The following is a 26,460-nucleotide window of genomic DNA, read 5'->3' as shown; positions in this document are numbered from 1 at the left end:
TACTAGTAAAATAGAGGTTTATTTACCTATAAAACTGAAAAAATTGAATTTTTTTCTAAATTTTTTAAAAGTGATTCACCAATTAAAAAAGTATTTATAGATGTTTTATTTTTTAGACCTAAGAGCTCATCTTTAGTCTTAATTCCACTCTCTGAAATTAGCGGTCCCTTGTGGTCAATTAACACATTATGAATATCATAGGTTGTATTTATATCAGTTTTTAGAGTTTTTAAGTTTCTATTATTAATTCCAATTAAAGCTTCCTTAAAGTTCAAAGCTTTCTTTGCTTCTTCAACAGTATGAACTTCGACAATAACTGACATATTAAACTTTAAAGCTTCTTCGTATAATTCATTAGCTAAATCATCTGATACTCCAGCTAAAATAATTAAGATCGCATCAGCGCCATAACTTTTAGCTAAAGGAACTTGAAATTTATCAATAAAAAAATCTTTACATAAAATTGGTAATTTAATCTTATCTTTTATTTTACTAACATGAATTAAGCTACCTAAGAAAAAATCTTCTTCTGTAAGAACAGATAAACAAGTTACATTATTATCATTGTATATTTTAGCAATTTCAACAGGATTATAATCATCAATAATAACACCAGCAGAAGGACTTGCTTTTTTAATCTCTGCAATGATTGAACTCTTATTTTTATTTAAATTATTTTGAATCTTATTTTTAAAATCAATAAAAGACATATTTTTATTAATAATTTCATTTAAAGAATTTAGATTTATAGATTTTTTTAAAACATCTATTCTTTCAATTTTTCTTTTTATTATTTTTTCAAGAATATTTTCAGACATTTTGTATCTTTTTTAAATGTGAAAAGGTTTTACCAGATAGTATAAATTCTCTAGCGAAGTTATAGGCGTCAAAAAATTCTTTAAATTTTTCACTAACAATTAAACCGGCTGCAGCATTTAAACAAACTGCTTTTGAAAAATCATTATCTTTACCTTTAAATATTTCTATCATTTTATTTGCATTATATTTTGCATCATCACCTACAAGATTTTCAAATCTTTCAGCATTAACATTTAATATTTTTGGATCAATTATAAATTCAGTTATTTGACCATCTTTTAATTGAATTACATTTGTTTTTTCATAAGGTGATATTTCATCTAATCCATCTTCACTATTAACAATCCATGCAAATTTAATATTTAAATTTTTAAGACCTTCAGCAAATATTTTTAATAACTTTTTATCAAAAACACCCACAACCTGCCTCTTAACTAAAGCTGGATTACTTAAGGGTCCAATCATATTGAAGATTGTTCTTTTACCTATTTTTTTTCTAATAGGACCAACAAATTTCATTGCACTATGATAATTTGGAGCAAACATAAATCCAAAGTTATTATTGTTAATTTCTTTCTCTACATTAGATGGTTCAAGATCAATCTTAATATTTAATGCTTCAAGCACATCCCCAGACCCACATTTTGATGAGACAGCCTTATTTCCGTGTTTTGCTACTTTTGTACCCATACTTGCTAAAAGTAGGGCAGAAGCAGTTGATATATTCAGTGTATTCATACCATCTCCTCCAGTACCGCAAGTATCAACACAATTATCAACATTTACTCTTTTAGATTTATCTCTTAAAACATAAACACCGCCAGCAATTTCATCTGAAACCTCACCTTTTGCTGATAGTAATGTTAAAAAATCATAGATCTGATCTTCACTTGCTTTTCCGGTCATCAACAATTCAAAAGCTAATTTACTATCCTCAAAAGTTAAGTTTTGTTTTTTTCTAAGTTTTTCTAAAAATTGTTGCATTAGATTAATGATTTATAAAATTTTTTAATATTTTAATTCCCAATATAGTCTTTATACTTTCAGGATGGAATTGCACACCGTGAATATTATACTTTTTGTGTTGAACACCCATAATTAGACCATCACTAGTTTCTGCTGTAATTTCTAAGTCTGCAGATAAAGATTTCTTATCAATAATTAAACTATGATATCTAGTTGCTTCAAAGGCTTTTGGAAGATTTTTTAAAATTCCAATTTTTTTTGATTTGATTTTACTTGTTTTTCCATGCATTAATTTTTTTGCTTGAACAATTTTTGAACCAAAAACTTGACCTATTATTTGATGGCCTAGACATACACCAAGAAAAGGTAGATCTTTATGAAGTGTCTTTAAAATATTCAAACAATTTCCAGATTGGTTAGGGTTACCAGGTCCCGGTGAAATTACAATTTTATCATATTTTTTTTTAATAATTTCTTTAGATGTAATTTGATCGTTTCTTATAACGTCAACTTTAGTTTTTAACGAAGAAAGATAATGATAAAGATTAAATGTAAAACTATCATAATTATCTATTAATAATATTTTCATTATCTTAAAGCATTAATTAAAGCTTTAGCTTTATTAACTGTTTCCTCATATTCATTAATTGGTTTACTGTCTGCAACAATTCCAGCACCTGCTTGTACATAGAATTTTTTGTTTTTAGCAACAGCAGTTCTTAAAGCTATGCAAGTATCAAATTCTCCATTAGCTGAAAAATATCCAATACTTCCTGCATAAACTTTTCTTTTTGTTGATTCTAATTCATCAATAATCTCCATTGCTCTAATTTTTGGTGCTCCAGATACAGTTCCAGCAGGAAATCCTGCAAGCATAGATTTAAATTTTGAAAATTTTTTATTGTATTCACCAACTACATTAGAAACTATGTGCATTACATGAGAATATCTTTCTATAATGAAGCTTTCAGTAACTTTGACTGAATTGATTTTAGAAACTTTTCCAGCATCATTTCTACCAAGATCTAAAAGCATTAAATGTTCAGAAAGTTCTTTTTTATCTTTAAGTAAATCTTTTTCATAAAAAATATCTTCTTTGATAGTTTTGCCCCTAGGTCTTGTACCTGCTATTGGCCTGACTGTAATCTTATTATCTCTCAACCTAACTAATATTTCTGGGCTGGCTCCAATGATTTGGAAATCATTAAAATTAAAGAAAAACATAAAAGGGGATGGATTTGTAATTCTAAGTTTTTTGTAAATATCTAAGGGTTTTTTTGTTAATTTTGCTTCAAATCGTTGACTTAAAACAACCTGAAAAATATCACCTCGTTTGATGTAATCTTTAGCTTTATGCACCATTTTAATAAATTTGTTTTTGGGAGTATTAGATTTAACTTTAATGTCTTTAATTGTTTTTTTAGTTAGATAATTTGAAATTTTTAAAGAAGATTGAATTAATATTTTAGATAATTCTATTTTAATTTCTTCATATTTTTTTGCATAGTTTTTAATTTTTTCATCACCAAAAATATTAATTATATAAAAAATTTCTTTTTTTAAATTATCGTAAATAACTAGAGTTCTAGGTCTCAAAAGTCTAACATCTGGTAAATTAAGATCATTTTTACATTTGTTTGGAATTTTCTCAATATATCGAATTGAGTCATATGAAAAATAGCCTGATATTAAAGAGCAAATTTTAGGCAGTTTCTTTGGGGTTTCAAATTTAAAATCTTCAATAATTTTTTCAATTAATTGATCAGGTTTTTCTTTTAATTTAATCTTTTTTTTGTTTTTAATTAAGAATGAATTATCATTATTAAATTCCCAAATTTTGTCAGGATTTTTGCCAAAAATAGTATATCTACCCTTGATTTTCCCTTTTTCAACTGACTCAAATATAAAGCTATTCTTTTCTGTGAGGAAATTATCAATTAGATTTAAAACATTGTCGTCATTTTTTACTTTTTTTGAAGTATATATTATTTGATTTTTTTTGCTTCTGTGTCGAAACTTAAAATCTTTGAAGTTTCGATTAATTATCATTTGAAATAATTTTTAACTCTATCAATAGTTTTCTGATTTAATTGAACTTTATATTTATTATTAAGTAATTGATCATATGATTGAAGAATACTTTTTCTATTGTCCGTGTTTAGTTCTTGGACAAATTTTAAATAATTTTTATCAGCTGTATTGTAAGAATTATCTTTTGCATTAACTATCTTTACCAAATAAATTTTATTATCTTTATCATTTACAAGTGTAAAAGCACCAACTGGAAGACTGTATAGCATTTTAACTGAATTCGTTTCAAAAGTATTGGCATCATTAATTGAATTAAGCGACACATACTCAAGACTGTTAGCTGAAATTTTATTAAATTCATTATTATCGAATTCATTTTTTTGTATTTTTTCTAAAATATTTCTATTGAGATCAAATTTACCTTTTTGAAAAACTAATTCAGTTATTTCATCCTTTGTAGTGAGATCTCCTAAGTCAGGCCCAAGATCATATTTGTCAACTATTGAAAATAATAAAAAATTATCTCCATTTTCAATAATATCTAAATTTGAAGATCTTTTAGAATAAATTCTGTCTTCATTAATCTTTTTAGTGGAAGAAGTTGTGTATTTGCTAATTTCTATTACATCTACTTTAATATTTTCGAGTATTGTTTCAAACGTACCCCCTTGAGAAATTTTGTTTTCAATTTTATCTATTTCGTCAAAAAAATCCTGATTAAACTCTTCTAATCCAATTAAATTTTTAGGATTTAAAACTGCATATTTAAAGTCAATATATTCTCTTTTTAATTGATCTTTATTTTCCTCAACAAATTTCTTAATCTCTTCACTAGTGTAGCTATCTTTTTCTCTATATTGCTTAGACATTGCTAAATATTCAATATCTAGAGTTTTATTTTGTTCCTCAAATTTTTTTTTAATTAAAAAATCTGGCGTTATTGTTCCAGCTCCAATTAGATCAAATAAATGTTTTTGAAGTTCACGATTTTTTAATTGAAGTTCAAACATCGGAGCCGACATATTGTTTGAAAGAAGAAATTTTTCATATTTAATTCTTTGAAATACATCGTTTTCATCTTGAAAATTTTTATTTTCTTTTATTTTTTTTAAAACAGTCAATTCTGTTATTGAAAGATCAAAATCTTCAACCTCTAAATCAATTAAAGTAGTTGAAATCAGTCCTGACAATAATTCTTCAATTATATTTTGATCAAGGTTTTCTCTAATTGCTTGTTGTGAAATGTTACTACCATTTAGATAGTCCATAAAATCTTGTGTCGTTACATTGGTCTTGTTTATTTTTGCAATATTATTCTGGTTGTTGGTGCTAAATCCACCACCAAAACCTCCAAATCCAAACGCTATTACAATTACTGCAATTAGGATTACACCACCCAATTTTTTTCCACCAAAATTTTTCAAAGTTTTTATCATTAAGCTATAAATATATTGATCTGCAAAAAACAAATCTATAGATTAAAAATTCAATAATGACAAATAAATATATGTATTTTGTGGCTAATTGGAAAATGTTTGGTGATTTAAGAACATTAAATTCCCTTGATAGTGTTATAAAATTTTCAAATACTAATAAGAAAAATAAATTTAAAATAGTTTATTGCCCTCCAAATACACTTATCAGACCATTGTCAAAAAGATTAAAACAAACCAAGTTAGAGGTTGGTGCACAGAATTGTCATGAAAGTGAAAACTTTGGTGCTTTCACAGGTAACGTAAATGCAAAAATGTTAAAAAATGTTGGGGCTAAATATATAATATTGGGGCATTCAGAAAATAGACAATCTGGTGAAACTGATCAGTTAATCAACTTAAAAATTAAAAGTGCAATTAAAGCTGGTTTAAAAATTATATTTTGTATTGGTGAAACTTATAAAGAAAGAAAAAACAAAAAAACCAATCAAGTATTAGCAAAACAAATTAACAACGGTTTAAAATCTATTAAAAACAAATCTAATATAATTGTAGCGTATGAGCCTGTCTGGTCAATTGGAACAGGATTGATACCTGCATCTGAAGATTTACTAAAATCTGTCTCGTTTATTAAAAATAGATTTAGTAAAAAATCTCCAAAAATTTTGTATGGCGGTTCAGTTAACAGCAATAACATTGCTCAATTAAAAAATATTAACGTTATAGACGGTTTTTTAATTGGTGGAGCCTCTCAAAGCTCAAAAAAATTTATTGATATAATCAAAAAAACCTTTAATTAGTCCGCATGGAAAATATATTGTTAGTCATTAACATCATTCTTGCATTAATTTTGGTGTCATTAATACTTTTGCAGAAATCTGAAGGTGGGGCTCTTGGTATTGGTGTTTCTCAAGAAAACTTCATGCTTTCAAGATCTGCTGGTGGCTTCATGACCAAAGCAACTGCTGTGATTGCAACTTTGTTTATTGTGTGCAGTCTGGCGCTTACAATTATTTCAAGAGCGGAATTAACCCCTACAAATTCAGTTTTAGATACTATTGAGGAAAAAACTGAGGACACTCCTTCAATTCCTGAAGATAAATAATTATTACTTTTCAATTCATTTTTTATTCGCTATAAGATAGTTCCATGGCGCGATATATATTTGTCACTGGCGGTGTGGTTTCTTCCTTAGGAAAAGGTCTTTCTTCAGCTTCTTTAGCTTACTTACTTCAATCAAGAGGTTACAAAGTCAGAATTAGAAAATTAGATCCATATTTGAATGTAGATCCAGGAACAATGAGTCCGTTTCAGCATGGAGAGGTTTATGTAACAGATGATGGAGCTGAAACAGATTTAGATCTTGGACATTATGAGAGGTTTTCTGGAGTATCTGCGAAAAAATCAGACAATATAACAACAGGTAAAATTTATAGTGATGTTTTAAGAAAAGAAAGAAAAGGAGAGTATCTTGGTAAAACTGTTCAGGTAATTCCCCATATCACAGATCGTATTAAACAATTTATCAAGCACGATTCATCAAAAGAAGATTTTGTAATTTGTGAAATCGGAGGAATAGTAGGGGATATCGAAAGCTTACCTTTTGTTGAAGCTATTAGACAATTTGCAAATGATGTTGGAAAAAAAAATGCATTATTTATTCACTTAACATTAGTTCCATATTTAAAAGCTTCCGATGAAATAAAAACAAAGCCTACTCAACACTCTGTAAAAGAATTAAGAAGCATAGGTATTCAGCCTGATATAATAATTTGTAGATCTGAAAGACCAATCCCTTTAGATCATAGAAAAAAAATCTCGTTATTTTGTAATGTTGATATTAAGAATGTGATTGAGACTGTGGATGTAAGAACTATTTATGAAGCTCCAATGAGTTTTTTTAGAGAAAAATTAGATCTTCAAGTATTGAATTATTTTAAATTAAAATCTAAAAAACCTGCAAACCTAAATCCTTGGAAAAAAATTACTAAAATAATTTTACAAAATAAAAAGCAAGTAAACATTGCAATTATAGGAAAATATGTGGAGCTGAAAGATGCTTATAAATCATTGGATGAAGCATTAACTCATGGCGGAATAGATAATAAAGTAAAGGTCAATCTAGTTAGAATAGACTCTGAAAAATTAAAAGTTTCAGAAATTAAGAAAAAACTCAAAAATATTTCAGGAATATTAATTCCTGGTGGATTTGGAAAAAGAGGAACTGATGGAAAAATTGAAGCAATCAAATATGCTAGATTAAATAAGATACCTTTCTTAGGTATTTGTTATGGAATGCAAATGGCAATTATTGAATTTGCAAGGAATCAATTAAATTTAAAAAATGCTACATCAAGTGAATTTGATAAAAAAGGCTTACCTATAATTGGATTAATTAATGAATGGACCAAAGATGGAAAGATGATTAAAGGAACTGATAAAGATTTAGGTGGGACAATGAGATTAGGTTCCTACGATGCCAAGCTTAGGGATAATTCACAAATCAGAAAAATTTATAAATCAAAATTGATTAAAGAGAGACACAGACATAGATATGAAGTGAACATTGCTTATAAAGATAAGTTTGAAAAAAAAGGGATGATTTTTTCTGGTTTATCGCCTGATAATAAGTTACCTGAGATTATAGAGTTAAAAAATCACCCATGGTTTATAGGAGTTCAATTTCACCCAGAATTTAAATCTAGACCTTTAGCCCCTCATCCTTTATTCTCATCATTTATCAAGGCAGCAAAAAATCATAAATGAGTAATAAAAAAGTAAATTGTGGAAATATAGAAATTTCAAATAATAATAAAATTTGTATTATTGCCGGACCATGTCAGCTTGAAACAGAACAGCATGCAATGGACATGGCAGGTAAAATTCAAGAAATTACAAAAAAATTTGATCTTGGATTTATTTATAAAACTTCTTTCGATAAAGCTAATAGAACTAGTCTTAAAGGTCAAAGAGGAGCTGGTTTAGAAGCATCCCTTCCAGTGTTTGATAAAATTAAAAAAGAATTGAATGTTCCAATTTTAACCGACATTCATAACGCAGAGCAATGTTCGTTATTAAAAGATTATGTTGATATTTTACAAATACCAGCATTTTTATGCAGACAGACAGATCTTCTAATTGCTGCTGCAAAAACTAATAAAATTATAAATGTTAAAAAGGGACAGTTTTTAGCTCCATGGGACATGGTTAATGTTACTAAAAAAATAGCAGACTCTGGAAATGAAAATATTTTAGTTACAGAAAGAGGAGCTAGCTTTGGATACAATACTTTAGTATCAGATATGAGATCATTACCGATCATGGCAAAGAATGGTTATCCAGTAATTTTTGATGCAACACATTCAGTACAACAACCAGGTGGTCAGGGTGAATCTTCTGGTGGGCAAAGAGAGTTTGTTGAATATTTAGCAAGAGCTGCAGTTGCAGTAGGAGTTGCAGGAGTGTTTATTGAAACTCATCAAGATCCTGATAATGCTCCTTCAGATGGCCCAAACATGGTTCCTTTAGATAAGTTAGAAAACTTACTTAAACAATTAACTGATATTGATAACTTAATTAAAAAGTAGTGAGCAAAATCTTAAAAGTAAAAGCAAGACAAGTTTTTGATAGTAGAGGTAATCCAACTGTTGAAGCTGAAGTGCATGTAAAGAATAATAGCGCATCAGCCATCTGTCCCTCTGGCGCATCTACTGGAAGTTATGAGGCTTATGAAAAAAGAGACAAAAACAATAAAAGATATTTAGGAAAAAGTGTTTTTAGTGTTGTAAATTTAGTTAATACAAAAATTTCAAAAAAATTAAAAGGTCAAAATATTCATAACCAAGAACGAATTGACACCCTTTTAATTAACCTTGATGGCACAAGACAAAAAACAAATCTTGGGGCAAATGCAATGTTGGCTGTTTCTATGGCTGTTAAAAAACTTTCAGCTAAAGTTAAAAAATTACCTTTATATAAAACATTTTCAGTAAAGAAAAATTTTCAATTACCATATCCTTTAATGAATATAATTAATGGTGGGGCACACGCTAACAACGGTCTTAGAATTCAAGAATTTATGATCAGACCTGATCGTGCAAAAAGTTTCTCTGAAGCAATGAGAGTTTGTTTTTTAGTTATTAAAAGTCTAAGTAAGCTAATTAAAGATAATGGGTTATCGACATCTGTTGGTGATGAAGGTGGTTTTGCTCCAATGATCAGTAGTAATAATCAGGTACTAGATTTAATTGTTTCTGCAATTAAAAAAGCAGGTTTTAAAAACGGCAAAGATGTTTCCATATGTCTTGATGTTGCAGCCAATGAATTATTTAAAAAGAATAAATACTCCATTCATTCTAAAAGTTATATTTCAGTTGAAAAATCGATCAAAGAATATCAAAAAATTATTAACAAATATAAGATAAAATCAATCGAAGACCCTTTTGCAGAAAATGATTGGCTGGCTTGGAATAAATTAATGAAATCAGTAAAAGATGTTCAAATCGTTGGAGATGATTTGTATGTAACAAACCTTGAAAGACTTAAAAAAGGTTTTTTAAATATTTCATCAAATTCAATTTTAATTAAACTCAATCAAATTGGCACAGTATCTGAAACCTTAGATGTGATAAAATTTGCTCAAACTATAGGATATAAAACAATCATATCTCATCGATCAGGAGAGAGTGAGGACACATTTATTGCAGATTTGGCAGTTGGGACAAACTCTAATCAAATTAAAACTGGATCATTAGCAAGATCCGAGAGAGTAGCTAAATATAATCAATTAATTCGTATTGAAGAAGAACTTGGAAAAAAGGCGAGGATGAATAAAATCAATTAATGCTAAGATTAATAAAAAGGAATTATTTTTTATTAGTATCTATTTTTTTAATCTTTTACTTTGCTTTTAATCTTGTATCAGGTGAAAGGGGTCTTTTTTCATTTATTGAAAAAAAAGAACTTTTGTCCAACTTGAAAAGTGAAGAATTATCCTTAGTTAATAAAATAAATGATTTAGATCATAAAAATACTTTACTAAGCACCAATTTAGATCTTGATTATATTGAAACATTAATAAGAGAAAGATTTTTGTTTGGAAAAGAAGGAGAGACGATTTATATAATTAAAAACGATGAAAACTAGACATCCAGAAAAACAAAACAAACCGATTAATCCGATCAAGAAAAAACCAGATTGGATAAGGTCTAAGCTTGTAAATAGTAAAGAGTTTTTCTTAACAAAAACAATTGTAAATAATAATAATTTAGTAACTGTTTGCCAGGAAGCTAATTGCCCAAACATTACCGAGTGTTGGAGTAAAAGACATGCAACATTTATGATAATGGGAGATACTTGTACTAGAGCATGTGCATTTTGTGATGTTAAAACTGGTTTACCTCGAAAACTAGATCAATTAGAGCCAATTAAAATTGCAGAAGCTGTTAAAAAATTAAATTTAAAACATGTTGTGATAACATCTGTTGATAGAGATGATCTAGATGATGGTGGTTCAGAACATTTTTTTGAAACAATAAATCAAACAAGAAAACAAAATCCAAATACTACAATTGAAGTATTAACACCTGATTTTTTGAGAAAAGGAGACTCTTATAAAAGAGTTTTAGATGCAAACCCAGATGTTTTTAATCATAATATCGAAACTGTACCAAGTCTTTATTTAAAAGTAAGACCTGGCTCAAGATACTTTTCATCTTTAGAACTTTTAAAAAATGCCAAACAAGTTAATAAAAATGTTTTTACCAAATCTGGAATTATGGTTGGACTAGGTGAAAGTAGAGATGAAATCTTACAAGTTATGGATGACTTGAAAGCTGCAGATGTAGATTTTTTAACTATTGGTCAATATCTTCAGCCATCAACAAAACACCATCCACTTGATAGATATTATACTCCAAAAGAATTTGATGATTTAGGAACAATAGCTAAAGCAAAAGGATTTTTACTAGTTTCTTCATCACCATTAACAAGATCTTCGTATCATGCTGATGAAGATTTTGCTCAACTTCAGCAAAATAGATTAAACAAACATTAATGCCTAAAGCATCAGTTAAGAGATTAATTGAATGTAAAAAAAATCAACTTGTTGATTTAGTTCTTGATATTGAAAAATATCCAGAGTTTGTTCCTTTTTGTTTGGACTCACATGTTTATGAAAGAAATAAAGAAGGTAATCAAATTTTAATTATTGCTGATCTTACCATTGGTAAAGGACCATTTAAAGATACATACAAAAGTGATGTAAAATTTGACAAAGAGAACAGTACTATAAATGTAACCAATATTGGCGGCCCATTAAATCACTTAGAAAATAATTGGAATTTTAATGAAACAAAAGGGGGCACCGAAATTTCTTTTGATATTGATTTTGAAATCGAGAATAAATTCTTAAATGTTTTGATGTCTAAGTCTTTCGAGTTTGGTTTGAATAAGATAGCAGATGCTTTTCAAAAAAGAGCAGAAGATCTTTATAGACCAATAGAAAAGTAATTAAATTAAATTTAAAACTATCTTAATTACTTCTCTAACTGTTAATTTTTGAATAGAATTACGGTTATTTGATTTAAATCTATTTTCTTTAACAATTAAGGTTTTACCTTTTTTAATACCAATATAAACCAAACCTATTGGTTTATTCTTTGAAGCTCCACCAGGTCCTGCTATTCCAGTAATAGAAACGTTTATTTTACTTTTTGAAATTTTAGATAAATTCTGGACCATAGATTTACAGCACTCTTTACTTACAGCTCCATATTTTTTAATTATATTTTTATTTACTTTTAAAATTTTAATTTTAGCTAGATTGGAGTAGGTGGTTAGCCCCATTTGAAAATATTTTGATGAGTTGGCTAATTTAGTTAAATTATGAGCCAATAAACCACCAGTACAAGACTCTGCAACAGATATAGATAATTTCTTTTTTAACAGTTTTTTGTGAAGTAATTGTATGCTCATTAAAATTTAAGACTTATTAGGTAAATTAATAACATTGAATACAATCCAGCCATAATATCGTCCATGATTATTCCAAAGTAATTTTTAAAATTTTTATCAAAATAACTTACTGGAAATGGTTTCAAAATATCAAAAAACCTAAAGAATACGAATGACAAAACATAATATATTTCAATTTGCATATTTAGTTGATTAGTTTGGTTTAAATATAACAACAATATTAAAGGCATAGCTTGACCTAAAACTTCATCAATAACTATTTGTCTAGGATCTTTATTCTTAAACTCACTTTCTGCATCTTTAACCGCATAAAAAGAATAGAAAAATAAAAGAGTAAAAAAAATAATTGAAAATTTAAGATCTGTGTATCCAAGATATTCATATGCAATATAAATAAATAAAGTCGTAACTAACGATGTAACAGTTCCTGGTATTTTGGTTAAATAGCCATAACCAAAAAAAGTTGATATTAGCACATTGATTTTTTTCATTGTGATATTGAGCAAATAACTTCACAAGCTATTGCTTTTTCCTTTCCAATTAATCCTAATTTTTCAACTGTTTTACCTTTTAAATTAATTAAATCTTTATCTAAATTTAATAGATTTGATAAAGAGCTGATTATTTTATTTCTATATTTGGAAACTTTAGGTTGCTCACATATCAAATTGATATCTAAATTATTAATATAGAAATTACTTCTATTTAAGATATCAACAATAGGTTTTAGCATTTTTGGCGATCTAATATCTTTAAATTTATTTTTATTATCTGGAAAAAAAGTTCCTATATCTTTTTTTCTCATCGCACCCAATAGTGCATCAATTATTGAATGTAAAATTACATCTCCATCTGAATGACCTTTTAAACCTGAATGAAAGGGGATTTTAACCCCACCTAAATAAAGTTTTTTATCTTTTATCAATCTATGAATATCAAATCCAATACCAAAATAAGTTTTTGTATTAATGATATCTTCTTTAAAAGTAATCTTATTATTTAAAGCTTCACCCTTAATAAAATTAATTTTCAAATTATTATCGATAAATAGTGTTGCCTCATCTTGAATTATATTTTTTTGTTTTATAGACAAATCATAAATGTCTTTGAATTTAAATGCTTGAGGAGTTTGCGTTAAATAAGAATTTTTTCTATTAAGATTAAACAATTGATTTTTAACTTTATATTTGATTGAGTCTTTAGAAAAAATAACAGGAACAGATGCTTTATTCTTTTTTAGAGAATTAATTAATTTATTTAAAAGGCCAATAGTAAAATTGGGTCTTGCTGCATCATGAATTAAAACATTATTAGGACTAAATTTTTTAATATATTTTAAGGCAATTAGAGAGGAGTCCGATCTTTCTTTGCCACCTTTAATAATTGCAATATCTTTAGAGTATTTTTTTTTGATTTGTTTTTTATTGTTAACAACTAAAATAATTTTTTTAAAAAGTTTTGATTCTATGGCTTTATCCAAAGAATGTTCAAAAAGAGCTTTATTTCTATAAGTAATATATTGCTTTGGTTTATTCGAATTAAATCTTTTGCTTTGTCCTGAGGCAAGTATTATAAAATAATTGTTCATCATTTATAGTGATTATTTTTTAAGAATGTACGATTTTATCAAAAAAAACATATATTTAATATTCCTATTTATTATCACATTATTTGTTGGTTTTTTAACCTTTTTAACTTTTATTGATAAAAGTCTCATAGAACTATCAAGTCAAAATTTACAATTTTTACTAATACTAAATTTCTTTTTGCTTGGACTTCTTTTTGTTTTTATTTTTTTAGAAATAAAAAAAGCAATTAAAAATGACATTGATAAAGATGGTTTAAAATCAAACAAAAAATACATAACATATTTTGCACTTTTTACTTTTATACCTTCATTACTGATATCTGTTTTTTCTTTATTTCTTTTTTCTTTTGCACTTGAAAAATATTTTGACAAAAAAGTAACGACAGTTGTCAATAATTCTTATGAACTAGCCAGAGATTATGTTGACGAAGTTAGAAATAAAATTCAATCAGAAATAGTTCTTATTGCTTTTGATGTAAACAAAAGTAAAAAATTTTTAAATGATAGTGAAAAAGAATACAAAAGGTTTTTGCAAACACAAAAATTAATTCGTGGTGTTGATGAAATACATATAATAAATTTAGAAAAAAAATTATTATTTTCAACTATTGAAGATAATGATCCTTATATACCACCCGTTGATAAAGCTTTAAATCTAGTTTTGGACGACGATCGTCCTTTAAAAATTATAAATGCATTTGAAAACAGATCATCAGCTATTATGCGATTACAAAATTTTAAAGATAGATTTATTTATGTTGTTAAATATCTTGACAAAGATATTTCCAAATATTTAACAGAGACAGAAGAGGCTATTAACTTTTATTATACAGTCGAAGAAAAAAGCACAGGTATAAAAGTTTCGTTTGCAATAATTTATATTGTTGTCGTTTCACTTTTATTGTTTGTATCTATATCTATAGCTATTAGATTTTCTTCAAGATTTTTTAGGTCAATTAATAATTTAATTTTAGCCTCAACTTCAATTGGTAATGGAAATTTAGATATCAAAGTTCCCGAAGTAAAAACTGATAAAGATCTAGAAACATTAAATAAAAATTTTAATCAAATGATTGAAAGATTAAAAGATCAACAAAATAAATTGGTTATAAATGAAAGACATGAAGCTTGGGGTAGTTTAGCTAGAAAGCTAGCTCATGAAATTAAAAATCCTCTAACACCAATTCAATTAACTATTGATAGATTAAAAAATAAATATTCTTCAGAGTTAACTGAAAAAAATACGAATGATTTTAAAGAAAATCTTAAGATTATTAACAATCAAATTAAACAAATTGAAAAATTGGTAAATGAATTTTCTGATTTTGCTAGAATGCCTAAACCCATATTTCAAAATAATGATTTAGTTATCTTAATGGCGGATAATATTAAATTGCTCCAAGAATTAGACGATTCAATAAAGATTAATTTTGATCATAATATAAAAAGAATAATTTTTAATAGTGATAAAGAGCAATTAAGTAGAGTTTTTCTTAACTTAATTAAGAATTCGATTGAAAGTATTGAGCAAAAAACAGAAAATATGGGTAATTTTAATAAAAACATCACTATTGAATTAAATGATTTTGATGATCATATAAGTTTAATAATTGATGATAATGGAATCGGTTTTAAAAGTTTGAATAAAGACATTAAAGAAATCTTAAATCCATACTTTACAACCAAAAAACAAGGAACAGGACTTGGTCTATCTATTGTAAATAAAATAATTAATGATCACAACGGTAACATTGAATTTAAATCAAAAGATGATGGGGCCACAATAAAAATTACTTTTATAAAATAATGAGTGCTGAAATTTTAATAGTTGATGATAATGCCGATATAAGAAATATTATTAATGAGCTAATAATAGATGCTGGCTATAAAACAAGAATTGCAGCTAATTACAATCAAGCTTTAGCAGAAATAGATAAAAAATTACCTGATGTTGCCATACTTGATGTAAAATTAGATAAAGGGGATAATGATGGTATCGAACTTTTATCTCACATTAAAACTAAGAACAAGGATGTTCCTGTAATCATAATTTCTGGTCATGCTAATATTGAAATGGCTATCAAATCTTTGCATCATGGAGCCTTCGAATTTATTGAAAAACCATTTGATCAAGAAAGATTACTAAATTTTGTAAGTCGTGCAGTTGAAAATTTCAATCTAAAAAAACAGAATAAAGAATATGAAAGTAAATTATTTTCATCATATGATTTAATTGGAGACAGCAAGAACACAATTAATATAATTGATCAAATAAAAAAAATTTCTTTAACAGAAAGTAGAATTTTTATACATGGACCGTCAGGTTCAGGTAAAGAATTAGTTGCAAGAAAGATACATAAAAATTCTTTAAGAAGTAAAAATCCATTCATTGTTTTAAATGGTGCATTATTAGACTCAAATAAATATGAACTTGAATTGTTTGGTGAGGAGAAGGAAAATGGATCAATATCATATGGTTCACTAGAAAAAGCAAACAGGGGAACCTTACTTATTGACCAAATTTCAGAAATACCATTGGATATTCAGTCAAAAATCTTAAGAGTATTAATTGATCAAAAATTTAAGAGAGTTAATGGAAATAGTGATGTAAGTGTAGATGTTAGATTAATTTGTTCTTCAAGCAAAGATTTAAAAAAAGAAATTCAAATAGGAAACTTTAGAGAAGATTTATTTCATAGAATAAATGTATTTGAAATTAATATTGAACCATTAAGCCAAAGAATTTCAGATATTCCTTTATTAATTAAATATTTCTCCAAAAAGATATCAGAAAATTACAATATTAAAGAATTAGAAATTGATGAGAATAATAGCTATATTTTAAATCACAATTGGAAAGGTAATGTTAGAGAATTAAGAAATTTAATTGAAAGAATTGCAATCTTACAGCCAGATACAAAAGAAAAAATTTCAAATATAATTAAAGAGTCACTAAAAAAAGAAAATTTTAATCATCAAATTGAAGAAAATAGCCTATCTGTGCCATTAAAAGAAGCTAGAGAAAAGTTTGAAAAAGAGTATTTAACTATCCAACTAAAAAAATTTAATGGCAATATTTCAAAAACTGCAAATTTTGTTGGAATGGAGAGAAGTGCCTTACATAGAAAATTAAAAGGTTTAGGAATAAAAGAATTTAATTAAAATGAATATAATCATATGTGGTGCAGGTAGAGTAGGCTTTACTATAGCCAAACAGCTAAGTGAACAAGGTCATTCTATAACTGTTATAGATCAGTCCAGCGAGGATATCCAAAAGATAGATGACTCCTTGGATGTTAAAGCTATAGTTGGAAAAGCCACGTATCCAACTATTTTAGAGAAAGCAAACGCTTCTGAAGCTGACATGATTATTGCAGTTACACGTAACGATGAAATTAATATGGTTATTTGTCAAATAGCTTTTTCTATCTTTAATATCCCAAAAAAAATTGCAAGAATTAGATCGCAAGATTATTTAAATCCTAAATTTACAACTGTTTATAATAAGGAGAATTTACCAATTGATGTAATTATTTCACCTGAATTAGAAATAGCAAAATCAATTCAAAGAAAGTTGGAAGCACCTGGCGCTTTGGACAGTGTACCTTTTGCTGATAATAGAATCAGATTATTAGAAATTTTGATAAATGAAAATTGTAATTTAATTAATATTAAACTTAATGAGCTAACAAAAAAACATCCAAACCTTGATGCAAATATAATTGGTATTATTAGGGGGGATAAATTTTTAATCCCTAAAAAGAATGATGATATTCAAAAAGATGATAAAATTTATGTCATTATCAACTCTACCCAAATGTCTCAAACGCTTGAAGCTTTCGGACATAATGAAAAGGTATCAAAAAAGATATTGATTGTAGGTGGTGGAAACATTGGATTTAATCTTGCAAAAAATCTTGAAGAAAGCTTAGATTCAGCAAGGGTAAAGATTGTTGAAAAAGATAAAGATCGTTCAGAATTCTTAGCAAACGAATTAAATAATACTATTATTATAAATGGGGATGCTCTTGATGAAGAGGTTTTAATTGAAGCAAATTTAGAGGAAGTAGAGACGGTGCTTGCACTTACAAATGATGATGAAGATAATTTAATGGTGAGTGTTCTTGTTGAAAAATTTGCAAAAGATGACAAGAAAATTGATGATAAGAGAACAATGGCCCTAATAAACAAGCCAAATTATTCATTATTACAAAACTCTTTGAAGATAGATGATTTAATTGATCCTAGGATGAATACAGTTTCCAGTATTTTAAAACATATCCACAAGGGTACAATCGAAACAGCCTACACTATTCTTAATGGTGAATATGAAGTTATTGAAGCTGAAATTATTGAAACTTCAGAATTAATTAACAAAGAATTAAAAAATTCAAACTTACCTGAAGAGATAAGAATAGGCGCTGTTTTGCGTGATGATAAGGTGGTCATTCCTAGATCAAATTTTATATTTCAAAAAGATGATAGAGTTGTATTTTTGGCTAAAAAAGACTCAATTTCAGTAGTAGAAAATATATTTAGAATAAGTTCTATATAATTATAAATGTCTCTATTTAGGGTAAAATATCTAAGTTTTTTTTTAATCTTAGTGTCAGTCTTTTCTTTTTTAAATATTATCTATTCTTATTACTTCAATTTATATTTAAATCTTAATACATACTATTTTAGTTTATTTTCTTCATTAATTGTTGGTTTATTATTCTATAAGATGAAAGAGGCTAATAGAAAACCATCAATATTTGAAAAGATTTTGACTGTCTTTTTAGGCTATATTTTATTACCGATTATATTGTCACTACCTTTTTACTTCAGTATTTATAACCTGACTTTTTTAAACTCAATATTCGAGTCTGTTTCTGGATTTACCTCTACCGGGTTCACAATTTTTGATAATATAAAACACATTGATCAAGGTTTAATTTTATGGAGATCCTCTATACAATGGATAGGGGGTTTATATTTTCTTTTTTCAATTATTTTTTTAATAGATATTTATGATGATAGTTTAAAAAAATCACTTACAAACTTTTTATCATTTAATAGTGCCGAAGTATTAAAGCAAACAATTAAAATTTTTATTTTATATTCAAGTATAACTTTATCTATTTTTTTAATCTTAAATTTTTTTGATATTAGATCTTTTAATTCTCTTAATTTATCAATGACTATAATTTCATCAGGTGGTTTTTTGCCATCCAATAATCTTTCGTCAATTTTAATTAACCAGTCTCAAATAGTTATTTTTTCATTATTAATGTTAGTTTCCTTTTTTAGTATTTTTTGCATTTATAATTTGATTTTTTTAAGAGATAAAAATCTTAATTTTTTTTATGAGGATATTCATTTATTTTTGTATCTTTTATTTGCTGTTACAATTTTTTTTATTTTCTTTAGTTTTGATAATAATTTTACTTATAGTTTCTTATCTCTTGTTAGTAGTATATCCAATATTGGTATCTCACTAGAATATGACCAATCAAAATTGAGTTTTATTTATTTAATTTTAGTAATAATTGGTGGATCTTTTTTTTCCACAAGTTCTGGTTTAAGGTTTCTAAAAATATATTCATTAACTAAATATTCGTTAAATCAAATTTTATCTTTTAGTAAACCTAAAAATGTTTTTATGAATAAATTAATGTTTTCTAAAATAAATTTCGAAGTCAAAGAAATTAATAAATATTTTTTAACAATAATAATCTTTATTATTTCATTATTTATTTTAACTTCTTTATTAAGTTTAAGTAATATTAGCTTTGAAAGTTCATTTAAATTAGCAATTTTGACTTTAATGAATACAGCCAATTCATCTGCTTATGGTCTAAGTGATTTTGACTTTAATAATCTTCATTTTTTAACTAAATACTTTCTGATTTTTTTTATGATTATAGGTAGAGTTGAGCTTTTATCTTTACTTTTAATAGCTAAAAAATTTCTTTTTAAATACTAATTAAGTATTATATATGTATCTGTATTTATTTATTGCGCCCTTAGCTCAGCTGGATAGAGCATCGGTTTTCTAAACCGAGGGTCGCACGTTCGAGTCGTGCAGGGCGCACCATTATCAATATATATCCTCTTTACTTTTGCCCACACAACATATAGTTAAAAGCATTCTAAATTAATCAATTTACTTTGATCAACTTTAGATAATGATAAAAGAATAACCTAATTCAAATTTATTTTGAATTATTTGTTAACAAATAAAAATAACTAAAAGGAAGAATAATGTTTAAATACGTAAAACAATTAACTTCTTTAGTAGCAATGGTTGCTGTGTTGTTTACTTTTACAACTGAAACTTTCGCTGCTAAAAAATCTAAGACACTTAAAAACACTCAGAAGAAGGGTTTTGTAAGATGTGGAGTATCTCAAGGTCTACCAGGATTTTCTAATGCTGACGCTGCAGGAAATTGGACTGGTGTTGACGTTGATGTATGTAGAGCGGTAGCTGCTGCAGTACTAGGTGATGCGAACAAAGTTAAGTTCACACCATTAAGTGCTAAAGAAAGATTTACAGCTTTAACTTCTGGTGAGATTGATATCTTATCAAGAAACACAACTTGGACTCTTTCTAGAGATGCTGACATTGGACTAACTTTCGTTGGAGTAAACTTCTACGATGGTCAAGGTTTCATGGTTAGAAAAAACTCTGGAATTACTTCAACAAGCCAATTCAAAAATGGAATCTCAGCTTGTACTAACATTGGTACAACAACTGAGTTAAACATGAGAGATTTCTTTAACTCTAAAGGAATTTCTTATACTCCAGTTGCTTTTGAAAAAGCTGACGAAGTTGTAGCTGCTTATGATGCTGGTAGATGTGATACTTACACTACTGACAAATCAGGTCTTGCTGCTCAAAGAACTAAAATGTCAAACCCTGATGATCACATCGTATTACCTGAAACTATTTCAAAAGAGCCATTAGGCCCTGTTGTTAGACAAGGTGATGCAGTATGGGAAGATATCGTAAGATGGTCTTTAAATACTATGATCGAAGCTGAGGAGTACGGTGTTACTTCTGCTAATGCTGACTCAATGAAAACTTCAGAAAACCCACAAATCAAAAGATTAGTTGGTGCTGAAGGTGAAATGGGTGCTGCATTCGGTTTAGATAACGAGTGGAACTTGAGAATTATCAAACAAGTTGGAAACTATGGTGAAAGTTATAAGAGAAATATAGCTGACACTGGTATCTTACCAGACAGAGGTCCAAATGAATTATGGACTAAAGGTGGTATTTTATACGTTCCACCATCAAGATAATTAAAAGTAATAAATTGATAAAAAGGGCTAGATTTATCTAGCCCTTTTTTTATAGTATCTTATCAAATGAAATTTAAAAAAATCTTACCTCAATTTTTAACTCTATTATTTATAGTTTTAATCTTTGGTTTCTTTACAATGAATGCCCAAGAGAACATGGATACTCGAGGTATCGAGTTTGGTTTTGGTTTTTTATCAAAAGAAGCTTCATTTGATATTCAATTTTCGTTAATTGATTATGATGGCTCCATGTCATATGGACGTGCTTATCTAGTTGGACTATTAAATACATTGTTAGTTTCATTCATTGGTATTATTTTAAGTACTCTATTAGGTGCTGTGATTGGTGTTGCCAGATTGTCACCTAACTATCTAATTAATAAAACAGCCAGTTTTTATGTTGAATTCTTTAGAAACATACCTTTGTTGTTACAGATCTTTTTTTGGTATTTTGCAGCTTTAAGAGCACTACCAATGCCAGAGGATGCCCCATTAATTTTTGGATCTTCTTTTATGACTATCAAGGGGCTATATACACCAGCTCCAATTTGGAACAATTTTGATGTATTTATGATTGCTTTGATTGTTGCAATGGTGGCAATTTATTCTTTCAATAAATTTGCAAAAAGAAAACAAGAAGAAGAGGGAAAACAGTATCCTAAATTTTTAATTTCACTAGGAATTTTTATTATATTACCAGCATTAACTTTTATAATAGGCGGTGTTGATCTTTCTTGGAGCTTTCCAGTATTGAAACAACTAGCTCAAACTTCTTTCACGTATGAAGGTGGTGTTGGAATACCTCCTGAACTTATAGCGCTGACATTAGCTTTAACTTTATATACAGCAACTTTTATTGCCGAAAATGTAAGAGCCGGAATACAAGGTATAGGGAAAGGTCAAAAAGAAGCAGCTGCATCGATTGGTTTAACACCTAGCCAAGTTTTAAAATTAGTAATTTTACCTCAGGCATTAAGAATTATAATACCACCTACTACAAACCAATATTTAAACTTAACAAAAAATTCATCTTTGGCTGCAGCTATTGCTTACCCAGATTTAGTATTAGTTTTTGCAGGTACTGCGATGATGCAAACAGGTAGAGCTATTGAAATTGTGGGAATTACAATGGCTACTTATTTAACAATCAGTTTAGTAATCTCACTATTTATGAACTGGTATAATAAAAGAATTGCGATACAGGAAAAATAGTAATGAGTAATATAAATTTTTTAAAACCCAATAGAAAAAATTTAAATTTATTTTTAATCTTAGGTTCTTTATTTTTTGCACTAGGGTTAATTGATTTTTGTCTAAATAATTTTTATGAGACTAACATTACTGGATTTTTACCTACTTTTGTCAGTTTTTTTACTCCTCTAATATTTGGAATGATTGGATTACATTTAATAAGAATAGAATTTTCTGGCATTAAAATCCTAGATGAGCTTAACAAAAATATTAACACTAGTAATTTTAATGCAGCTTTAAGTATAAGTATAATCATATTGATAATTTTCAGTGTTGCTCCATTACTCAATTGGTTTGTTCTTGATGCTACATTTGTTGGTGATAGCAAAGAAGCTTGTACAGGAGGTGGTGCATGTTGGGTTTATATAAAAACTTGGTTTAATAGATTTATGTATGGAATGTATCCTAATGCTGAGCAATGGAGAGTTAATGCAACATTTATTATTGTTTTAGGGTTAATGGGAGCTGGATATTTTTTTCCATTAAAATTTAAAAAATATTTAACATTTTATTATGTTATCTTTTTACCAATAATCTCATTTCTTTTAATTTACTATTTAATTTCAGGTGGTGAATTTGGTTTAGAATGGGTAGAAACAGGTGCGTGGGGTGGTTTATCCTTAACATTTATTGTTTCTTTCTTTTCATTAATCTTCTGTTTCCCCATAGGGATGATGTTGGCACTTGGAAGAAGATCTGATTTAACTGTTGTTAAGTATTCGTCGCTTTCATTTATTGAGTTTTGGAGAGGTGTACCGTTAATTACAGTATTATTTATGTCTGCAGTGATGTTTCCTATGTTTTTACCTGACGGAACATATGTTGATAAATTAATTAGAGTTATTGTCGCTATTACTTTATTTGAAGCTGCTTATACAGCTGAGGTTATTAGAGGTGGTTTACAAGCACTACCTAGAGGACAGTATGATGCAGCAAAATCTTTAGGTATGGGGTACTGGAGACTTCATTTATTAGTAATTTTACCACAAGCTCTTAAACTAGTAATACCTGGTATTGCCAATACTTTTTTAGCTTTAGTAAAAGATACTCCATTAATTTTTGTAGTAGGGTTATTGGAGTTAGTTGGAATGTTAAACTTAGCAAAAACAAATCCTAAATGGCTTGGGTTTTCGATGGAAGGTTACGTATTTGCTGGAATTATATTCTGGATTATTTGCTACAGTATGAGTAAATATAGTCAAAAATTAGAATTAAAATTTAAAACAGATAGATAAATAACTATGTCAGATTCAATTATACAGATTAAAGAAGTAAACAAATGGTATGGAGACTTTCAAGTACTTAAAGATATTAATCTTGAAGTTAAAGCTAAAGAAAAAATTGTTGTTTGTGGACCATCTGGATCTGGTAAATCTACACTAATTAGATGTATTAATAGATTAGAAGAGCATCAAAAAGGAAATATTATAGTTGATGGAACTGAGATTTCTGAAGATACAAAAAATATAGAACAAGTTAGAGCAGAAGTCGGAATGGTTTTTCAACAATTTAATTTATTTCCGCATTTATCAATTTTAGACAATTGCACATTAGCTCCTATTTGGGTTAAGAAAATGCCTAAAAAAGAGGCAGAAGAATTGGCTTTAAAACACTTGGAAAGAGTTCAGATTTTAGATCAAGCTCAAAAATTTCCGGGACAACTTTCTGGTGGACAACAACAAAGGGTAGCTATTGCTAGAGCGCTATGTATGGAACCCAAAATAATGTTATTTGATGAACCAACATCTGCATTAGATCCAGAAATGATTAAAGAAGTACTAGATGTAATGGTTGATTTAGCTAAACAAGGAATGACCATGATAGTTGTTACTCATGAAATGGGATTTGCTAAAGAAGTTGCTGATTGCATGATATTTATGGATGAAGGTAAGATAGTAGAGAAGGCTGACACAAAAGAATTTTTTGCTAATCCTAAGAGCGATAGAACAAAGCTATTTTTAAGCCAAATTTTATAACTTTTAACTCTTTTATTATCAAAAATTAAGATAACTGTTTGATATTTTTATCTTAAAAACAATAGTTTTTTTAAAATCTTAAGCTTGACAGGTTTTTTGTCACTCATCTTTTAATAAGAAAATAAATAAATTTATCTATTGCATGAACCTCAATAAGTTTGTTCAATATGATTTTAAATTTAATTAAGAGGGGTCTTAATGGAAGATAATTTCAACAAACACTTAGGTAATAAACTTAAGCTGAGAAGATTAGCTTTAGGATTAACACAAACTAAAGTTGCTAAAGCGATTAATGTTACATTTCAACAAATTCAAAAATACGAAAAAGGAACTAATGGAGTAAGTTCTATTAGATTACTACAATTATCTAATTATTTAAAAGTTCCAATTAATTATTTCTTTGAAGATTTTTCTGAATATCTAATTAACTTAGAAAAATCTCAAGAAGGTCACATGAATGTTAACTATAATTTTTTAACAAAATTATATTCAGAACTTAGTGCTGATCAAAAATTAAAATTTAATAAATCTTTACAAATATCAGGAACAGTTATTTCTAAAGCAGTATAATTTTATTTTAAGACCCACTAAACTCAGTTTTTAAAGTATATCTATTATTTATGAATAAATTTATTTCATATATATTTATTGTATTTTTTTTTAGCACTTCTTTGAACGCTAAGCAGTTAAGCAAATCTCCATTTATTCCAGATAATGTTCTAGATGAATTTAACAAACTAACCATAGAACATAAAAGTAAGTTTTGTGGTTTTAACAATTATAAGCCTAAAAAAAATATTATTAACAAAGATCTTGCGCCCAAAATACTTGGCTACAATTCAAGAATGGATAACTGGAAGATAGTAGAAGGTGTTTACAGTAGAGATGTTTTTAAAGAATATGCAGATGCAATAACTTATGCCAGTGTTACTGAGAATGATAAAGATAAAGAATTTTTATTTGATAAACTTTATACTTGGGCAAAGAATAATACACTATCAGCAACCAAGCAGTGTTACACAAACTCAAAAGATAAACCTATTTTAAAAGATTGTGAGGGAGAATGGAGCGATCCTAACGGCCAAGATATAGCGCCAATAAAAGATGCAACTGTTGCTGTAGAAATTGTTATGGGTCTTAATTATATTTATAACTTAAACTTTACATCTTATAAAACAGATGATCCCAGACATAAAAAGATTAATCAATGGTTTAAATCTTTTTACAAAAGGATAAAACCAGTATCAAAATTTTATATGGGAAATTCTGCTGGATGGTTTTTCCCTAACATTGCTCTCAAACACAATAATAATAAAAATTATAAATCACTAGTTAAAAAGCTAATTAAAGGTGCAGATAAATGGATTTTAAAAGATGGTAGCATTAAAGATAGGACAACACGTGGTAATAGGTCATTATGGTATCATCATACTGGATTAGGTGAAGCTTTTATGATTTTGGAAATTGCCAATGCAGCAAATGTAAAACTTCCAAAAAATTATGAAAAAAATTTATTAAAAGCTGCTGAATTATTCCAAGATGGTTTCATGGATAATTCAATTTTAGAGCCTTGGGCAAAAAAAGCACATAATTCACAAGCAAGTAACGGTGTTCAAAAATTTAATAAAAATTTAGATGGAGTGAGTTTTAATGGCCCTTGGTTTCATATTATCCAATATAGATATCCTGATCACAGAACATCAAAATTCCTAAAATCTAAAATGACAACTAGATCTAGATCTTTAAAAAGTGATGAGATTGCAGGAATTGGAATTGGCTGCATCTATAATGCTTTAGCTAACAAATAGATAAATTTAAAAAAAAGATTTTGGCTCCTCGGGTAGGACTCGAACCTACGACCAATTGATTAACAGTCAACTGCTCTACCAACTGAGCTACCGAGGAATGTAAAAAACTCAACTTACTTTTTTTTATAGTTAAAACAAGATTTTTTTTGGAGGCAACGCCCGGAATCGAACCGGGATACAAGGATTTGCAATCCTCTGCGTAACCATTCCGCCACGTTGCCATCTTGTTTTGACTAATAGCTTCAGATGCCTTTTTATATTAAATATTTCTCATTAGTCTATTAAATAACGATCTAAATTGATTATTGTTAATTTAGATTAATAAA

At 27.6% G+C, this 26,460-nt stretch carries 26 protein-coding genes and 3 tRNA genes; 19 read left to right on the top strand and 10 right to left on the bottom strand.

What is annotated here, in order from left to right; translation table 11 throughout:
• Positions 1 to 26: 26 nt before the first annotated feature.
• The 5 genes from ACIJYG_RS03665 to ACIJYG_RS03645 are packed head-to-tail and all read right to left on the bottom strand — an operon-like array spanning position 27 to position 5,252.
• Complete coding sequence (locus ACIJYG_RS03665) at positions 27 to 818, bottom strand: indole-3-glycerol phosphate synthase TrpC (RefSeq protein ID WP_435098777.1); 792 nt, start codon at positions 816 to 818, stop codon at positions 27 to 29.
• Entirely contained in the window at positions 811 to 1,803 is a 993-nt protein-coding gene (gene trpD, locus ACIJYG_RS03660; protein WP_435098774.1) for an anthranilate phosphoribosyltransferase, read from the bottom strand. Before trpD ends, ACIJYG_RS03665 begins: the two co-directional genes overlap by 8 nt.
• Positions 1,804 to 1,807: 4 nt before the next feature.
• A complete protein-coding gene (locus ACIJYG_RS03655; RefSeq protein WP_435098771.1) occupies positions 1,808 to 2,374 on the bottom strand; it encodes an anthranilate synthase component II in 567 nt (188 codons plus the stop codon).
• Positions 2,374 to 3,831 (bottom strand): anthranilate synthase component I, encoded by a 1,458-nt coding sequence (gene trpE / locus ACIJYG_RS03650; protein WP_435098850.1) that lies wholly within the window; start codon positions 3,829 to 3,831, stop codon positions 2,374 to 2,376. The genes ACIJYG_RS03655 and trpE overlap by 1 nt, the downstream gene beginning before the upstream one ends.
• A complete protein-coding gene (locus ACIJYG_RS03645; protein ID WP_435098768.1) occupies positions 3,831 to 5,252 on the bottom strand; it encodes a SurA N-terminal domain-containing protein in 1,422 nt (473 codons plus the stop codon). The genes trpE and ACIJYG_RS03645 overlap by 1 nt, the downstream gene beginning before the upstream one ends.
• Before the next feature lie 56 nt (positions 5,253 to 5,308).
• Here ACIJYG_RS03645 and tpiA point away from each other — a divergent pair, with 56 nt between their 5' ends.
• From tpiA to ACIJYG_RS03605, 8 genes are read left to right on the top strand one after another with little or no spacing between them, the layout of a single operon-like run.
• Entirely contained in the window at positions 5,309 to 6,049 is a 741-nt protein-coding gene (gene tpiA, locus ACIJYG_RS03640) for a triose-phosphate isomerase (protein WP_435098764.1), read from the top strand.
• 5 nt (positions 6,050 to 6,054) lie between these two features.
• On the top strand, positions 6,055 to 6,354 hold the full coding sequence (gene secG, locus ACIJYG_RS03635; protein ID WP_435098761.1) for a preprotein translocase subunit SecG: 300 nt from the start codon (positions 6,055 to 6,057) through the stop codon (positions 6,352 to 6,354).
• A 44-nt stretch (positions 6,355 to 6,398) separates the two neighbouring features.
• Positions 6,399 to 8,015 (top strand): CTP synthase, encoded by a 1,617-nt coding sequence (locus ACIJYG_RS03630; RefSeq protein ID WP_435098758.1) that lies wholly within the window; start codon positions 6,399 to 6,401, stop codon positions 8,013 to 8,015.
• The gene (gene kdsA, locus ACIJYG_RS03625) at positions 8,012 to 8,836 is read left to right on the top strand and encodes a 3-deoxy-8-phosphooctulonate synthase (protein WP_435098755.1); all 825 of its coding nucleotides are present in this window, start codon (positions 8,012 to 8,014) and stop codon (positions 8,834 to 8,836) included. Before ACIJYG_RS03630 ends, kdsA begins: the two co-directional genes overlap by 4 nt.
• Positions 8,836 to 10,092, top strand: a complete 1,257-nt coding sequence (gene eno, locus ACIJYG_RS03620) for a phosphopyruvate hydratase (protein ID WP_435098752.1) — start codon at positions 8,836 to 8,838, stop codon at positions 10,090 to 10,092. The genes kdsA and eno overlap by 1 nt, the downstream gene beginning before the upstream one ends.
• Positions 10,092 to 10,394, top strand: a complete 303-nt coding sequence (locus ACIJYG_RS03615) for an FtsB family cell division protein (RefSeq protein ID WP_435098747.1) — start codon at positions 10,092 to 10,094, stop codon at positions 10,392 to 10,394. The genes eno and ACIJYG_RS03615 overlap by 1 nt, the downstream gene beginning before the upstream one ends.
• Positions 10,384 to 11,304 (top strand): lipoyl synthase, encoded by a 921-nt coding sequence (lipA, locus tag ACIJYG_RS03610; RefSeq protein WP_435098744.1) that lies wholly within the window; start codon positions 10,384 to 10,386, stop codon positions 11,302 to 11,304. Before ACIJYG_RS03615 ends, lipA begins: the two co-directional genes overlap by 11 nt.
• Positions 11,304 to 11,759: a type II toxin-antitoxin system RatA family toxin gene (locus tag ACIJYG_RS03605; protein ID WP_435098741.1), complete on the top strand. Its 456-nt coding sequence runs from the start codon at positions 11,304 to 11,306 to the stop codon at positions 11,757 to 11,759. Before lipA ends, ACIJYG_RS03605 begins: the two co-directional genes overlap by 1 nt.
• On the opposite strand, the gene ACIJYG_RS03600 is transcribed toward ACIJYG_RS03605, so the two are convergent.
• From ACIJYG_RS03600 to ispF, 3 genes are read right to left on the bottom strand one after another with little or no spacing between them, the layout of a single operon-like run.
• The gene (locus ACIJYG_RS03600; RefSeq protein WP_435098738.1) at positions 11,760 to 12,224 is read right to left on the bottom strand and encodes a CinA family protein; all 465 of its coding nucleotides are present in this window, start codon (positions 12,222 to 12,224) and stop codon (positions 11,760 to 11,762) included. It abuts the gene before it with no gap.
• On the bottom strand, positions 12,224 to 12,715 hold the full coding sequence (locus ACIJYG_RS03595) for a phosphatidylglycerophosphatase A family protein (RefSeq protein WP_435098735.1): 492 nt from the start codon (positions 12,713 to 12,715) through the stop codon (positions 12,224 to 12,226). The genes ACIJYG_RS03600 and ACIJYG_RS03595 overlap by 1 nt, the downstream gene beginning before the upstream one ends.
• Complete coding sequence (gene ispF / locus ACIJYG_RS03590) at positions 12,712 to 13,815, bottom strand: 2-C-methyl-D-erythritol 2,4-cyclodiphosphate synthase (protein ID WP_435098732.1); 1,104 nt, start codon at positions 13,813 to 13,815, stop codon at positions 12,712 to 12,714. The genes ACIJYG_RS03595 and ispF overlap by 4 nt, the downstream gene beginning before the upstream one ends.
• A 22-nt stretch (positions 13,816 to 13,837) precedes the next feature.
• Here ispF and ACIJYG_RS03585 point away from each other — a divergent pair, with 22 nt between their 5' ends.
• From ACIJYG_RS03585 to ACIJYG_RS03535, 11 genes are all read left to right on the top strand, one after another.
• Positions 13,838 to 15,619, top strand: a complete 1,782-nt coding sequence (locus tag ACIJYG_RS03585) for an ATP-binding protein (protein ID WP_435098847.1) — start codon at positions 13,838 to 13,840, stop codon at positions 15,617 to 15,619.
• Positions 15,619 to 16,974, top strand: a complete 1,356-nt coding sequence (locus ACIJYG_RS03580) for a sigma-54-dependent transcriptional regulator (protein ID WP_435098729.1) — start codon at positions 15,619 to 15,621, stop codon at positions 16,972 to 16,974. Before ACIJYG_RS03585 ends, ACIJYG_RS03580 begins: the two co-directional genes overlap by 1 nt.
• A 1-nt stretch (position 16,975) precedes the next feature.
• Positions 16,976 to 18,367: a Trk system potassium transporter TrkA gene (gene trkA / locus ACIJYG_RS03575; RefSeq protein ID WP_435098726.1), complete on the top strand. Its 1,392-nt coding sequence runs from the start codon at positions 16,976 to 16,978 to the stop codon at positions 18,365 to 18,367.
• A 171-nt stretch (positions 18,368 to 18,538) separates the two neighbouring features.
• Positions 18,539 to 19,780 (top strand): TrkH family potassium uptake protein, encoded by a 1,242-nt coding sequence (locus ACIJYG_RS03570; protein ID WP_435098723.1) that lies wholly within the window; start codon positions 18,539 to 18,541, stop codon positions 19,778 to 19,780.
• A gap of 34 nt (positions 19,781 to 19,814) precedes the next feature.
• Positions 19,815 to 19,891 (top strand) — tRNA-Arg (locus tag ACIJYG_RS03565).
• 167 nt (positions 19,892 to 20,058) lie between these two features.
• Positions 20,059 to 21,099: an amino acid ABC transporter substrate-binding protein gene (locus ACIJYG_RS03560; protein WP_435098720.1), complete on the top strand. Its 1,041-nt coding sequence runs from the start codon at positions 20,059 to 20,061 to the stop codon at positions 21,097 to 21,099.
• 66 nt (positions 21,100 to 21,165) lie between these two features.
• Positions 21,166 to 22,311 (top strand): amino acid ABC transporter permease, encoded by a 1,146-nt coding sequence (locus ACIJYG_RS03555; RefSeq protein WP_435098717.1) that lies wholly within the window; start codon positions 21,166 to 21,168, stop codon positions 22,309 to 22,311.
• Between the two features lie 2 nt (positions 22,312 to 22,313).
• Positions 22,314 to 23,585 (top strand): amino acid ABC transporter permease, encoded by a 1,272-nt coding sequence (locus tag ACIJYG_RS03550; RefSeq protein WP_435098714.1) that lies wholly within the window; start codon positions 22,314 to 22,316, stop codon positions 23,583 to 23,585.
• 6 nt (positions 23,586 to 23,591) lie between these two features.
• Positions 23,592 to 24,326: an amino acid ABC transporter ATP-binding protein gene (locus tag ACIJYG_RS03545; protein WP_435089202.1), complete on the top strand. Its 735-nt coding sequence runs from the start codon at positions 23,592 to 23,594 to the stop codon at positions 24,324 to 24,326.
• A gap of 198 nt (positions 24,327 to 24,524) precedes the next feature.
• Positions 24,525 to 24,896: a helix-turn-helix domain-containing protein gene (locus tag ACIJYG_RS03540; protein WP_435089201.1), complete on the top strand. Its 372-nt coding sequence runs from the start codon at positions 24,525 to 24,527 to the stop codon at positions 24,894 to 24,896.
• Between the two features lie 50 nt (positions 24,897 to 24,946).
• Positions 24,947 to 26,134: an alginate lyase family protein gene (locus tag ACIJYG_RS03535; RefSeq protein ID WP_435098711.1), complete on the top strand. Its 1,188-nt coding sequence runs from the start codon at positions 24,947 to 24,949 to the stop codon at positions 26,132 to 26,134.
• A 21-nt stretch (positions 26,135 to 26,155) separates the two neighbouring features.
• Here ACIJYG_RS03535 and ACIJYG_RS03530 read toward each other — a convergent pair.
• Positions 26,156 to 26,231 (bottom strand) — tRNA-Asn (locus tag ACIJYG_RS03530).
• A 50-nt stretch (positions 26,232 to 26,281) separates the two neighbouring features.
• A tRNA-Cys gene (locus ACIJYG_RS03525) sits at positions 26,282 to 26,355 on the bottom strand.
• Between the last annotated feature and the right edge of the window lie 105 nt (positions 26,356 to 26,460).

The organism is Candidatus Pelagibacter bacterium nBUS_27 (assembly GCF_051200985.1).
Taxonomy (GTDB): Bacteria; Pseudomonadota; Alphaproteobacteria; order Pelagibacterales; family Pelagibacteraceae; genus Pelagibacter.
Note: the sequence above shows the minus strand (reverse complement) of the source record. Positions and strands in the feature narration are given on the sequence as shown.